The organism is Streptomyces sp. LS1784 (genome assembly GCF_020103755.1).
Taxonomy (GTDB): Bacteria; Actinomycetota; Actinomycetes; order Streptomycetales; family Streptomycetaceae; genus Kitasatospora.
In genome coordinates this window covers 1-12,210 of sequence record NZ_JAHSQD010000231.1, presented here as the reverse complement: position 1 = coordinate 12,210, position 12,210 = coordinate 1, and the positions used below count along the sequence as shown (strand labels likewise).

The following is a 12,210-nucleotide window of genomic DNA, read 5'->3' as shown; positions in this document are numbered from 1 at the left end:
GGGACGCCGGCCGGATCCGCGGAGCGTTCCGACGGGCGCCCGGGGGCGCGCTTCGAGGGCCGTGCGGTGGTGATCACCGGGGCCACCTCGGGCATCGGCCGGGCGGCCGCGCTGGCCTTCGCCCGGGAGGGCGCCCTGGTCGGCTTCTGCGGCCGGCGCACGGCACTCGGGCGGCAGGTCGAGCAGGAGATCCGCCAAGCCGGCGGCGAGGCCTCGTACTTCCCGGCCGACGTGCGCGACCCGGCCCAGGTCGAACGGTTCACCGAGCAGGTCGCGGCCCGGTACGGCGGGCTGGACATCGCCGTCAACAACGCGGGCATCGGCAGCTCCAAGCTGCTGCACGAGCTGAGCGTGGCCGAGTGGGACGACGTGCTGGACACCAATGCCCGCGGGGTGTTCCTGGCGCTCAAGTACCAGATCCCGCACATGCTGAAGGCCGGCCGCGGGGTGATCGTCTGCACCGCCTCCTCCGCCGCCGAGCAGGCCCGGCCGAACGGCGGCGCGTACACGGCGAGCAAAAGGGCTGTTCAAGGGCTGGTCAAGGCGGCGGCGTTGGCGTACGGAACGCGGGGCATCCGGGTCAACGCGATCCTCCCGGGCACCACGGACACCGCGTTCGTCCGTCCGCCGGGCATCCAGGACGCGGCCTGGGCGCAGTTCAGGAAGGCCTACGGCCCTTTGAACATCGAGGGGTTGGAGCGGATGGCCGAGCCGGAGGAGATCGCCCGGGCGATCCTGGCGCTGACCTCGGACGACTTCGTCTACCAGTCCGGCGCCTCGGTGCCGGTGGACGGCGGGGCGACGGCCGGGCGGCGGATGGTGATGCCGCCCACGAGTTGATCATCCGTCAGGCCTGGAGTTGTCCGTGCGCTGAACATCCGGCGAACGATCGCAGAATGTAGTTGAACGGTCACCATGCGTGTGACGCAACGCACACGCACGACGTCCATGATGTGTGCAAGACTCATCTCACTCAGTGAGATTCCCTTAATTTCCAAGGAGGTTCGTATCATGCGCACTCGGATCGCAGCCGCGGTGATGGCGGCAGCAGGGATCACCGGCCTGGCGGCAGCCCCGGCCATAGCCGCCACCGCGACGTCCGGGACCGACACCGCAGCCTGCGCCACGGTGCTCAACCGGCCCTGCGTCTCGCACCAGGTCGACGGCGGCGGCATCGTGGGCGTCGCCCAGGTCAGCGCCGACCCGGGTCAGTTGACGATGGTTCAGGTCGAGGTCCGCACCCAGGCCACCTGGGGCGGCCCGTGGGAGACGGTCGCCAGCGCGACCACCGTGCAGTACGGCTCCGCCAAGGCGGTCACCCAGCGGGTGACCGCCACCGCCCCCCGCATGATCTGCGCGACCGCCGGCCCGGCGCTGGACGTCACCAAGCAGGTCACCACCTGCACCAACCCGTTCTGACCGCGGGGCCGCTGAGGCACCGCACCCGCCACCCCCGTGCCGTCCGTACGACCGGGCAGCCGTCCGGACGACCGGGGAGCGGGCAGCAGTAGACGGCACACGCACCGGGGCCGGCCGCCGGGACACCCGTCCCGACGACCGGCCCCGACCGCCCCCACCAGGCGGAAGAGGCAGGAGCCGGAGCGCCTCCCGGGGAGCGAACCCGGGTGGACCTGGGGCGCCCCTTCACGGCAAACTGGTCTAGACCTCGGAGGTCTAGACCTCAGACTCGCCTCAGAACGGTGGACCCAGTATGGAAATCGTGATCGTCCCTGACGCCCGTGCGGCCGGCGAACTCATCGCCGCGGCGATCACCGATCTGCTGACCGACAAGCCCGACGCCCTGCTCGGCGTGGCGACCGGCTCGACCCCGCTGCCGATCTACCAGGCCCTGGCCGAGCGGGTCCGTGACGGCCGGCTGGACGCCGCCGGGGCGCGCATCTGCCAGCTGGACGAGTACGTCGGCCTGCCCTCCGGCCACCCCGAGTCCTACCGCTCGGTGGTACTGCGCGAGGTCGTGGAGCCGCTCGGCCTGACCGAGGACTCCTTCCTGGGCCCGGACGGCAACGCGTCCGACGTCGCCGCGGCGGCCACCGCCTACGACCGTGCGCTCGCCGAGGCCGGCGGCGTCGACCTCCAGTTGCTCGGCATCGGCACGGACGGCCACATCGGCTTCAACGAGCCCTGCTCCTCGCTCTCCTCCCGGACCCGGATCAAGACCCTGACCCGGCAGACCCGCGAGGACAACGCCCGCTTCTTCGACAGCATCGACGAGGTCCCGCACCACGTCATCACCCAGGGCATCGGCACCATCCTGGAGGCCCGCCACCTGGTCCTGCTCGCCACCGGCGAGGCCAAGGCCGAGGCCGTCGCGCTCGCCGTCGAGGGCCCGCTGTCCGCGGTCGTCCCGGCCTCGGCGCTCCAGCTGCACCCGCACGCCACCGTGGTGGTGGACGAGGCGGCCGCCTCCCGCCTCAAGCTCGCCGACTACTTCCGCGACACCTACGCGGCCAAGCCGGCCTGGCAGAAGCTCTGAGCACTCCCGGGCAGCAGTCATGACGGCCGGGGCGCCGGCCACCGAGGGGATTCGGTGGCCGGGGCCCGGCCGTTCGCGGTGCGGTGGCGCCGGTCAGCGCTTGCGGAGCCACTCGCCGAAGGCCGCCAGGCCCGGGCCCGGGTCGCGGCGGCCGAGGCCGATCCGGAAGCGGTCGGCCGGGGTCGGGGTCAGCTCCGAGCGGAAGATTCCGGCGGGCAGCAGCAGCACGCCCGCCTGCTCGACCAGTGCGGTGCAGAACTCCGCCACGCCGTCCGGGCCCAGGTAGCGCGGGTAGGCGACGCAGCCGCCGTCCGGCGCGCGCCACTCGAAGAGATCGGCGAACTCGGCGAAGAACGCGTCGAACAGCGGCAGGTTCTCGGCGATGATCGCGCGGTTGCGGGCCAGGATGTGCTCGCGGGCGGTGATCGCGATCCGGGCCAGCACCTCGCTCGGCGCCGAGTTGCAGATCGTGGTGTAGTGCTTGGCCCGCTCCAGTCGCGAGCGCAGCTCCTGGTCCCGACAGGCGATCCAGCCGATCCGCAGGCCGGGCAGGCCGAGCGACTTGGAGGTGACGTTGAGCGACAGGGCCCGCTCGGAGAGGTCGGCGGCCTGCGGCAGGGTGCGGGCCTGGTCGCGCTCCAGCCCCCGGTAGACCTCGTCCGAGAAGAGCCGGATGCCGCGCTCGTCGCAGAGCTCGGCCAGCCGGACGAAGTCGGCGGCGTCGATCACCTTGCCGGTCGGGTTGTTCGGGAAGTTGACCGACAGCACCCTGGTGTTCGGCCGCAGCGCCGCCTCGACCGCGTCCAGGTCCAGCGCCCAGTCCCGCTCCGCGTCCAGCGCGACGCCGGTGACCTCGCACAGCGAGAGCGGGATGGTCTCGGCGGACTGGTAGCCGGGGGTCAGCACCACCGCGTGGTCGCCCGGTTCGAGCAGCACCTGCATGGCGAGGTTGAGCCCCTCCTGGGCGCCGCCGAAGCAGATCACCTCGTCCTCGCCGACCCGCTCGTACATCCCGGCGACGGCGCGCCGCAGCCCGGGGTCGCCGAAGGTCTCGGTGTAGCCGAGGGCCAGGGTGTCCCAGGCCTCGCGGTCCTCGGGGCCGGCCAGGGCGAGCAGCTCGGCCATCGTCATGGTCTGCGCGTCGGAGGCGGTGAGGTGGTACCGGGCGGTGAACTCCCAGCGCGAGAAGTGGGTTTCGAGCCGGAAGTCGGGGAGCCGGGTCACTGGTGGCACTCCTTCGCAGGGCCTGCGGGGTGCTGCTTGAGCTCGGCGAGCAGGCTGTAGGCGGTGGAACGGGAGATCCGCAGCGCGGTGGCGACGACCGGGACGGCGCGCCGGACGGCGAACACCCCGGCCTGGTCGAGTTCGCCCAGGACGGCGAGCCGGTCCTCACGGGTGAAGCGCTCCAGCGGGCGGCCCCGGGCGCGGACGTACCCGCCGATCACGTCGTTGATCCGCTCGGTCCAGTCGCGCTCGAAGAGCGGTTCGGGGCGCGGCGCGGTGGGGGCGGCGAAGCCCGCCAGCAGGGCGGCGGCCTGCTCCAGCGGGCCCCGGTCGAGGTTGACGCAGAGCACTGCCGTGGGCTTTCCGGCCTCGTCGCGCAGCACGGCGCTGACCGAGGAGAGGCGCCGGCCGTCGGGCAGCAGCTTCTCGTACGGGCCGTAGACGTCCGGGGCGGAGGGGTCGATCCCGTCCAGCTCGCCGAGCAGGGAGGGGTCGCCGGGGGCCCGGGGGGTCATCGGGTTCCAGATGGCGAGGACCCGGTCGGTCCCGGTGTCGTGCAGCACCACCTCGGCGTACGGGCCGAGCAGCAGGGCCACCGCGCGGCAGACCGGGGACCAGGTCCGCACGCGCGGGTCGGGGTTCTCCGCAGGCATGCCAGGACTGTACGTCCGGATCGGACACTTCGTCCAGGTGTTTTCATGCCCCCGGGCCCCGCCGAAAGGTTTCGGCGGGGCCCGGGGCAGCTGCCCGTGCGCGGCAGGCCGTCGCTACTCGCAGGTGATCAGCAGCCCGAGCACCGCACTGCAGCTGCGGGTGGCCCGGCTGGTCGCGGGCGACGGGTCGGCGGGCGCTCCGGCGGTGCGGGCCACGGTGACGTCCCAGCTGCGGAGCAGCGAGAGCAGGCCGACCCCGATCGAGAAGTGCCGGGTGGTGCTCGCGCCCTTGGCCAGCGGCGCGGTCAGCGCGCAACTGAGCTTCCCGGCGGCGACGGCGCAGTCACCGGAGGTCGTGGTCAGCCCGGCGGGCAGGTCGGCGGTGACGGTGGCCGAGGTCACCGGGTCGGGGCCCTGGCCGGTGAGCGTGACGGTGTAGTCGACCCGACTGGAGAGCAACCCGGGCACCGGGGTCGCGGTGAGCGCGACGCCCAGGTGGGCGGCGGGGGCGGTGTAGGTGAAGCGGTCGGCGGCGACGGCCGCGCTGGTGCCGCCGGGAGCGGTGACCCGCACGTCCACCGGCCCGGTGACGGTGGTGGCGGGGGCGGTCGCGGTGCAGCTGGTCCGGGTGCAGCTGAACGAGCCGGCGGCGCCGGCCGCGCCGAAGGTCACGGCGGTGGCGCCGGCCAGGTCGGTGCCGGTGATGGTCACCGTGGTGCCGCCCAGCCCGGAGCCGCTGTCGGGGGTGATCGCGGTCACGTCCGGCACCGGCAGCGGGAAGTTCACCACGTCGACGGCGCTGCCGGTGAAGTCCGCGAGGTAGCCGCGCCGCCCGTTCGCGGTCAGGGCCAGGCTGTACGGGCTCGCGCCCACCGGGACGGTCGCGGTGACCGTCCGGCTCGCGGTGTCCACCACGCTCAGGGTGTTGTCGGCGTAGTCGGAGACGTAGGCCGCTGCGCCGTCCGGGGAGAGGGTCACGGCGTAGGGGCCGGAGCCGACCGCGACGGTGCCGAGGACCGTGCCGGCCGCGGTGTCGATCACGGCGGCGGTGCCGTCGTCGCCGTCGGCGGTCCACAGCCGGGTGCCGTCGGGGCTGAGGGCGAGGCCGAAGGCGCCGTGGCCGACCGGGACGGTGCGGCTCACCGCGCTGCTCGCGGTGTCGACCACGGTGACGGCCTTGTCGCCGGAGGCGGCGACGTACAGCCGCGTGCCGTCCGCGGAGACGGCCAGTCCGTGCGGTTCGGCGCCGACCGGCACGGTCGCGGTCACGGTGTTGGACGACGTGTCCAGCACGCTCACCGTGTTGGCGGCGGCGTTGCTCACGTAGGCCCGGGAGCCGTCCGGCGCGAGGGCGAGGCCCCAGGGCTGGGCGCCGACCGGGACGGTCGCGGTGACGGTGTTGGTGGCGGTGTCCACGACGCTGACGGTGTTGTCCAGGTGGTGCGTCAGGTAGGCCCGGTGCCCGTCGGGCGACACGGCGACGGCGTACGAGCCGGTCCCGGCGGTGAAGCCGCCGGACACGGTGTTGCTCGCGGTGTCCAGCACGCTGACGGCGCCGCTGCTCTGGCTGGTCACGTAGGCGTGACCGCCGTCCGGCGTCAGCGCGATGCCCGCCGGGTAGGGCGCCACCGCCACGTGCGCGGCGACGCTCGGCGGCGGCGTGACGGCCTCGGCCGTCGCGGGCAGCGACAGCAGTGCGGCCGTGGTCGCGGTTATCGCGGCCACGGCCGTCCGGGTACGGGGTGAACGGGGTGCGCGGGGTGTTCTCACGGATCCCTCCAGCTGCTCGGCACGTACGGGTGGTGCGGGTGTGGTGGTGTTCGGAGCAGGGGGAAGCGTAAGAGCCGACCTGACTTTCCGTCAGGGAGTGACTACTAATGTCGCCAAGTGTTCAGATTCGATCGCGGCGCGACGCGGCCACCGCCCTCGACCCGCCTCCCCGCGGGAAGCGTGACCAGGGTCTCAATCGGAGTCGTGCAGAAAATTGGAGTTGAAGAGTCGCATTCGATAGCGTTTCGAACGTGAGGCTGACCAAGAGCACCGACATCGCCCTGCGGATCGCCATGCGACTGGCCGTCCTGGGCGAGGGCGACAACCCGACCACCCGCGAGGTGGCCGAGTCGGTCGGCGTGCCGTACACCCACGCGGCGAAGGTGGTCAGCCGGCTGCAGCACCTGGGAGTGGTGGAGGCCCGACGCGGTCGCGGCGGCGGGCTGATGCTCACCTTCGCCGGGCGGACCGGTTCGCTCGGACTGCTGCTGCGGGAACTGGAGGGAGTCGGCGACGTGGTCGGCTGCGAGGACGACCCGCCGTGTCCGCTGCGGGCCGCGTGCCGGCTGCGCGGGGCCCTGCGGAACGCCCAGGAGGCGTTCTTCGCGGCGCTCGACCACCTCTGCGTCGCCGACCTGGTGGCCTCCCCCACCGGACCGGTCCTGCTCAGCCTGACCACCGGACCCGCCGATACCGCCGGACCCACCGGCTGACCAGCCCACCCGGGGCCGCGCACCACCCTGCGGCCTTTAATGCGAATCTCAGATACCACTTAGGAGCCGTCTGATGCTGTCCGCGAAGTCCGCCGAGGTCATCGAGGCCACCCTGCCCGTCGTGGGCGCCGCCATCGGGGACATCACCCCGCGCTTCTACGACCGGATGTTCGCCGCGCACCCGGAGCTGCTGCGCGACCTCTTCAACCGGGGCAACCAGGCCAACGGCAGCCAGCGCGAGGCCCTGGCCGGCTCGATAGCCGCCTTCGCCACCGCCCTGATCGCCAACCCGGACCAGCGGCCGGACGCGATGCTCGCCCGCATCGCCCACAAGCACGTCTCGGTCGGCATCGACAACGACCAGTACAAGATCGTCCACGAGCACCTGTTCGCCGCCATCGTGGAGGTGCTCGGCGAGGCCGTCACCTCCGAGGTCGCCGCCGCCTGGGACGAGGTCTACTGGCTGATGGCCAACGCGCTGATCGCCATCGAGGACCGGCTGCGCGCCGAGGTCGCCGCCGGCGGCGACCCGGCCGACCTGTGGCGCCCCTACACCGTGGTCGCCCGGATCCAGGAGACCGAGACCGTCACCACCTACCTGGTCCGCCCGGCCGACGGCCGTCCGGTGCCGGCCTTCCGCCCCGGCCAGTACGTCTCGGTGCGCACCGAACTGGCCGACGGCGCCCACCAGATCCGCCAGTACAGCCTCTCCGGCGGCGCCGACGGCGCGCTGCGCTTCAGCGTCAAGCGCGAGGACGGCGGCGAGGTCTCCGGCCACCTGCACGACCACCTGAAGGCCGGCGACACCGTCGAGCTGGCGCCCCCGCTGGGCGACATCGCCCTCGCCGACGGCGACGGCCCGGTGCTGCTCGCCTCCGCCGGCATCGGCAACACCCCGATGACCGCCATGCTCGACCACCTGGCCACCACCGGCTCCACCCGGCGGATCGTCGCCGTGCACGGTGACCGCGACCAGCTGAGCCACGCCTTCCGGGCCGAGCTGGCGCAGCTCACCACCAAGCTGCCGAACGCCTCCTCGCACGTCTTCTACGAGCAGCCGCTCGGCGCGTGGCCGGCCGAGCGCACCGGCCTGGTGGACCTCTCCACCGTCGAGGTCCCGGCCGGCACGACCGCCTACCTCTGCGGCCCGCTCCCCTTCCTGCGCGCCGTCCGCGAGCAGCTGCTGACCGCGGGCGTCCCGGCGGCGGACATCCACTACGAGGTGTTCGGCCCGGACCTCTGGCTCGGCGCCTGACCCCCGCCGCCCGGGCGGCCTGAGTTCCCGCCCGACGCCTGGTGGGGTCCCGCTGCCGAGGTCCCACCACGGTACCGGTCCGCTCGGTACGATCACGAGCGGACCGGTGCCGTCCGGCGTCCGCACCTGCGACGTCCGCACCTGCGATGTCCGCCCGTCCGGCGGAAGTTCGGCAGAAGGGAGCCCGGATGCGGGTCGCGCTGTTCGCCACCTGCGTCAACGACGCGCTGTTCCCCGGCACGGCGGTGGCGACCGTCCGGCTGCTGGAACGGCTCGGCGTGACGGTGGACTTCCCCGCCGGACAGACCTGCTGCGGGCAACCGCAGTACAACACCGGCTACCGCAGGGCCTGCGAACCGCTGGTCCGGCGGACGGCGAAGGCCTTCGCCGGGTACGACCACGTGGTGACGCCCTCGGGCTCCTGCGTGGCGATGGTCCGGGACAACTACCCCCGGATCGGCGCCCGGGCCGCCGTCGAGGGCCGGGGCACCGAACTGGCCGACCTGGCCACCGATCTGGTGCCCCGGGTGGTCGAGCTGACCGAGTTCCTGACCGACGTGCTCGGCGTCGAGGACGTCGGCGCCCACTTCCCGCACACCGTCACCTACCACCCGTCCTGCCACGGCCTGCGCCTGCTCGGCCTCGGCGAACGACCGCGCCGGCTGCTGAGCGCCGTCGAGGGCCTGGAGTTGGTCGAGCTGCCCGGGGCCGAGGAGTGCTGCGGCTTCGGCGGCACCTTCGCGGTCAAGAACGCGGCGGTCTCGGCGGCCATGGCCGAGGACAAGATCGCCAACGCCCTCGGCACCGGCGCCCAGGTGCTGTGCGGCGCCGACAACTCCTGCCTGCTGCACCTCGGCGGCACCCTGCGGCGCAAGGGCGCGCCGCTGCGGCCACTGCACCTGGCGGAGATCCTGGCCAGTACCGAGGAGCACCCCTGGAGGCCGTCCGCATGAGCGAGCGAACCGGAAACACGGCCGGCACCTTCCTCGGCATGCCCGCCTTCCCGCAGGCCGCCGCCGAGGCCGTACGGAACGAGCAGTTGCGCGCCAACCTGCGGCACGCCACCCACACCATCCGCGACAAACGGGCCCGGGCCGTCGCCGAACTCACCGACTGGGCCCGGCTGCGCGCCGCCGGGAAGGCGATCAAGGACCACACGCTGCGCCACCTCGACCGCTACCTGGTCCAGCTGGAGGAGTCCGTCACGGCGGCCGGCGGCACCGTACACTGGGCCGCCGACGCCGAGGAGGCCAACCGGATCGTCGCCGGGCTGGTCAAGGCCACCGGCCGGACGGAGGTCGTCAAGGTCAAGTCGATGGCCACCCAGGAGATCGAGCTCAACGAGGCACTTGCCGCCGAGGGGATCACCGCCTACGAGACCGATCTCGCCGAACTGATCGTGCAGTTGGGCGACGACCGGCCCTCGCACATCCTGGTGCCGGCGATCCACCGCAACCGGGCCGAGATCCGGGAGATCTTCGCCGACCGGATGGCCGCCTGGGGCCGCCCGGCGCCCAGGGGCCTCACCGACTCCCCCGCCGAACTCGCCGAGGCCGCCCGGCTGCACCTGCGGGAGAAGTTCCTGCGCGCCGAAGTCGCCGTCTCCGGAGCCAACTTCATGGTCGCCGAGACCGGCACCCTGGTGGTGGTCGAGTCCGAGGGCAACGGCCGGATGTGCCTCACCCTGCCGCGCACGCTGATCTCGGTGGTCGGGATCGAGAAGGTCGTACCGACCTGGCGGGACCTGGAGGTCTTCCTCCAGCTGCTCCCCCGCTCCTCCACCGCCGAGCGGATGAACCCGTACACCTCGCTCTGGACCGGAACGACGGAGGGCGACGGCCCGTCCGAGTTCCACCTGGTGCTGCTGGACAACGGCCGCACCGCCGCGCTCGCGGACCAGGTCGGGCGCCAGGCGCTGCGCTGCATCCGGTGCTCGGCCTGCCTCAACGTCTGCCCGGTGTACGAGCGGGCCGGCGGGCACGCCTACGGCTCGGTCTACCCGGGGCCGATCGGCGCCATCCTGACACCCCAACTGCGCGGTACCGAAAGCCCGGTGGACGCCTCGCTGCCGTACGCCTCCTCGCTCTGCGGGGCGTGCTACGACGTGTGCCCGGTGGCGATCGACATCCCCGAGGTGCTGGTGCACCTGCGCGAGCGGGTCGCCGAACAGGGCGGGCACCCGCTGGAGCGGGCCGCGATGGCGGCCGCCGGGTTCGTACTGGACCACCCGGCCGCGCTCACCGCCGCCGAGCGGCTGGCCTGCCGCACCCGGTCGCTGCACCCGCGCCGGCTGCCCGGGCCCGGACGGGCCTGGACCGACACCCGGGACCTGCCGGACGTGCCGGCCGAACCTTTCCGCGACTGGTGGCGGAGGAACCGCACATGACCGCATCCGACCACACCCGGCCCGACGGCCCCCGGAACTCCCGGGAGTTGGTCCTCGGCCGGATCCGGGCCGCACTCGGCGACACCACCGAGGTGGCCGAACAGCCCCTGCCCCGCGACTACCTGACGGCACACGTGCCGGCCGACGACCCGGCGGCGCTGCTCGACCTCCTGCACCACAACCTGGCCGACTACCGGGCCCTGGTGCACCGCTGTCGCGAGGACGAACTGCCACGGCGGATCGCCGGGTTGCTGATCGAGCGGGGCAGCCGCACGGTCGTGGTGCCGGCCGGGCTGCCGCCCGCCTGGCTCACCGCGGCCGAGGCCGAGGGGGTCGAGCTCCTCGCGGACGACGGGACGCTGACCGCCGCCCGGCTGGACGCCGTGGACAGTGTGGTGACCGGCTGCGCGCTGGCCGTCGCCGAGACCGGGACGATCGTGCTGGACGCCGGTCCTGGCCAGGGGCGGCGGCTGCTCTCGCTCGTCCCCGACCACCACGTCTGCGTGGTCCGGACGCCGGAGCAGGTCGTCGCCTCGGTGCCGCTCGCGCTGCCTCGGCTCGATCCGGTACGGCCGCAGACCTGGATCTCGGGGCCGTCCGCCACCAGCGACATCGAGCTGGACCGGGTGGAGGGGGTGCACGGGCCGCGCACCCTGGAGGTGCTGCTGGTCACGGCCGCGGGAGCCGACACCGTCACTCCGGCCTGAGCTCCAGGGTGCAGCACTTCGCCCCGCCGCCACCCTTCAGCAGCTCCGACACGTCCACCGGGACCGGCTGGTAGCCGTGCTCGGCCAGGCGGCCGGCCAGGTTCTTGGCGGCCTCCGGCAACAGCACCCGGCGGCCGTCCGAGACCGCGTTGAGCCCGAACACCTCGGCGTCGGCACGGTCGGCGAGGATCGCCTCCGGGTAGAGCGCGCGCAGCACCGAACGGCTGTCGGCGTCGAAGGCCTCCGGGTAGTACATGACGTGGTCGTCGGCGAGCACCGCCAGTGCGGTGTCCAGGTGGTAGAAGCGCGGATCGACCAGGGTCAGGCTGACCACCGGCACGCCGAACAGTTCCCCGGCCTCGGCGTGCGCAGCGCGCGAGGTGCGGAAGCCCGTCCCGGCGAGCACCCGTCGGCCCACCACCAGGTGGTCGCCCTCGCCCTCGTTGACGTGCCCGGCCCGGCGCACCTCGCGGTAGCCGCGCTCACGGAACCAGGCCTGGTAGGCCTGCGACTCGGCGGCCCGCTCCGGGTGGCGGAAGGTGGCGACCAGGGCCCGGCCGTCCAGCACGGTGGCGCCGTTGGCGGCGTACACCATGTCGGGCAGGCCGGGCACCGGGTCGATCAGCTCGACGGTGTGGCCGAGCCGGCGGTACGTCCAGTAGAGCCGTTCCCACTGGCGCAGGGCGAGCGCGGTGTCGGTGGGCTGGGCGGGGTCCATCCACGGGTTGATCGCGTAGTCCACGGTGAAGTGCGTCGGCCGGCACATCAGGTAGCGACGCGGCCGGGCGTGGCGCTCCGGAGTCTGTGTGAGCATGGCTCAACCATCCTTGGGTCGCGGGGAGTTCGCCGCACGGAGTTCGGGGTTCACGGGGCCGAACACCTTCGTTCCCAAGGCGGCTGCCCCGGCGGCACCGTTCGCACACCCGCGCCAGCGCTCCCGGCGGTCGCACGCCCCCGCGCACCCGGCGCAGGCACGGGCGCACAGGGCGTCCGGCGCGCGGCCCGGCC

12 protein-coding genes are annotated in these 12,210 nt (G+C 73.4%); 8 read left to right on the top strand and 4 right to left on the bottom strand.

Translation table 11 applies throughout. The features are described from left to right. The 3 genes from KS423_RS24470 to nagB all read left to right on the top strand — a co-directional run. Positions 1-840 (top strand): SDR family NAD(P)-dependent oxidoreductase (locus KS423_RS24470; RefSeq protein ID WP_224281854.1); only part of this gene is annotated, 840 nt, incomplete at its 5' end. Positions 841-1,011: 171 nt separating this feature from the next. Continuing rightward, positions 1,012-1,419 (top strand): hypothetical protein, encoded by a 408-nt coding sequence (locus tag KS423_RS24465; protein WP_224281853.1) that lies wholly within the window; start codon positions 1,012-1,014, stop codon positions 1,417-1,419. A gap of 292 nt (positions 1,420-1,711) precedes the next feature. Next, a complete protein-coding gene (gene nagB, locus KS423_RS24460; RefSeq protein ID WP_224281852.1) occupies positions 1,712-2,494 on the top strand; it encodes a glucosamine-6-phosphate deaminase in 783 nt (260 codons plus the stop codon). A 93-nt stretch (positions 2,495-2,587) separates the two neighbouring features. On the opposite strand, the gene KS423_RS24455 is transcribed toward nagB, so the two are convergent. The 3 genes from KS423_RS24455 to KS423_RS24445 all read right to left on the bottom strand — a co-directional run bounded on the left by KS423_RS24455 (position 2,588) and on the right by KS423_RS24445 (position 6,096). Further along, positions 2,588-3,718 carry an aminotransferase class I/II-fold pyridoxal phosphate-dependent enzyme gene (locus tag KS423_RS24455; protein WP_224281851.1) on the bottom strand — a complete coding sequence of 377 codons (1,131 nt, stop codon included), beginning with the start codon at positions 3,716-3,718 and terminating at the stop codon, positions 2,588-2,590. Then, a complete protein-coding gene (locus KS423_RS24450; protein ID WP_224281849.1) occupies positions 3,715-4,371 on the bottom strand; it encodes a transcriptional regulator in 657 nt (218 codons plus the stop codon). Before KS423_RS24450 ends, KS423_RS24455 begins: the two co-directional genes overlap by 4 nt. A 114-nt stretch (positions 4,372-4,485) precedes the next feature. Continuing rightward, complete coding sequence (locus tag KS423_RS24445; protein WP_224281847.1) at positions 4,486-6,096, bottom strand: beta-propeller fold lactonase family protein; 1,611 nt, start codon at positions 6,094-6,096, stop codon at positions 4,486-4,488. A 296-nt stretch (positions 6,097-6,392) separates the two neighbouring features. On the opposite strand from KS423_RS24445, the gene KS423_RS24440 reads away from it, so the two are divergent. The 5 genes from KS423_RS24440 (at position 6,393) to KS423_RS24420 (ending at position 11,202) form a co-directional block, all read left to right on the top strand. Continuing rightward, on the top strand, positions 6,393-6,854 hold the full coding sequence (locus KS423_RS24440; protein WP_224281845.1) for an Rrf2 family transcriptional regulator: 462 nt from the start codon (positions 6,393-6,395) through the stop codon (positions 6,852-6,854). A gap of 73 nt (positions 6,855-6,927) precedes the next feature. Next, positions 6,928-8,109 (top strand): globin domain-containing protein, encoded by a 1,182-nt coding sequence (locus KS423_RS24435; RefSeq protein WP_224281843.1) that lies wholly within the window; start codon positions 6,928-6,930, stop codon positions 8,107-8,109. 188 nt (positions 8,110-8,297) lie between these two features. After that, positions 8,298-9,062, top strand: a complete 765-nt coding sequence (locus KS423_RS24430; RefSeq protein ID WP_224281841.1) for a (Fe-S)-binding protein — start codon at positions 8,298-8,300, stop codon at positions 9,060-9,062. After that, positions 9,059-10,495: a lactate utilization protein B gene (locus tag KS423_RS24425; protein WP_224281840.1), complete on the top strand. Its 1,437-nt coding sequence runs from the start codon at positions 9,059-9,061 to the stop codon at positions 10,493-10,495. Before KS423_RS24430 ends, KS423_RS24425 begins: the two co-directional genes overlap by 4 nt. After that, positions 10,492-11,202 carry a lactate utilization protein C gene (locus KS423_RS24420; protein WP_224281839.1) on the top strand — a complete coding sequence of 237 codons (711 nt, stop codon included), beginning with the start codon at positions 10,492-10,494 and terminating at the stop codon, positions 11,200-11,202. The genes KS423_RS24425 and KS423_RS24420 overlap by 4 nt, the downstream gene beginning before the upstream one ends. Here KS423_RS24420 and ddaH read toward each other — a convergent pair. Beyond that, complete coding sequence (ddaH, locus tag KS423_RS24415) at positions 11,189-12,016, bottom strand: dimethylargininase (RefSeq protein WP_224281838.1); 828 nt, start codon at positions 12,014-12,016, stop codon at positions 11,189-11,191. The genes KS423_RS24420 and ddaH overlap by 14 nt on opposite strands. Positions 12,017-12,210 lie beyond the last annotated feature (194 nt).

What these genes read in the sequence shown, in the direction of transcription:
- KS423_RS24465 (WP_224281853.1), top strand. Translation starts at nt 1,012, where the DNA reads ATGCGCACTCGGATCGCAGCCGCGGTGATGGCGGCAGCAGGGATCACC.
- nagB (WP_224281852.1), top strand. Translation starts at nt 1,712, where the DNA reads ATGGAAATCGTGATCGTCCCTGACGCCCGTGCGGCCGGCGAACTCATC.
- KS423_RS24450 (WP_224281849.1), bottom strand. Translation starts at nt 4,371, where the DNA reads ATGCCTGCGGAGAACCCCGACCCGCGCGTGCGGACCTGGTCCCCGGTC.
- KS423_RS24435 (WP_224281843.1), top strand. Translation starts at nt 6,928, where the DNA reads ATGCTGTCCGCGAAGTCCGCCGAGGTCATCGAGGCCACCCTGCCCGTC.
- KS423_RS24430 (WP_224281841.1), top strand. Translation starts at nt 8,298, where the DNA reads ATGCGGGTCGCGCTGTTCGCCACCTGCGTCAACGACGCGCTGTTCCCC.
- KS423_RS24425 (WP_224281840.1), top strand. Translation starts at nt 9,059, where the DNA reads ATGAGCGAGCGAACCGGAAACACGGCCGGCACCTTCCTCGGCATGCCC.
- KS423_RS24420 (WP_224281839.1), top strand. Translation starts at nt 10,492, where the DNA reads ATGACCGCATCCGACCACACCCGGCCCGACGGCCCCCGGAACTCCCGG.
- ddaH (WP_224281838.1), bottom strand. Translation starts at nt 12,016, where the DNA reads ATGCTCACACAGACTCCGGAGCGCCACGCCCGGCCGCGTCGCTACCTG.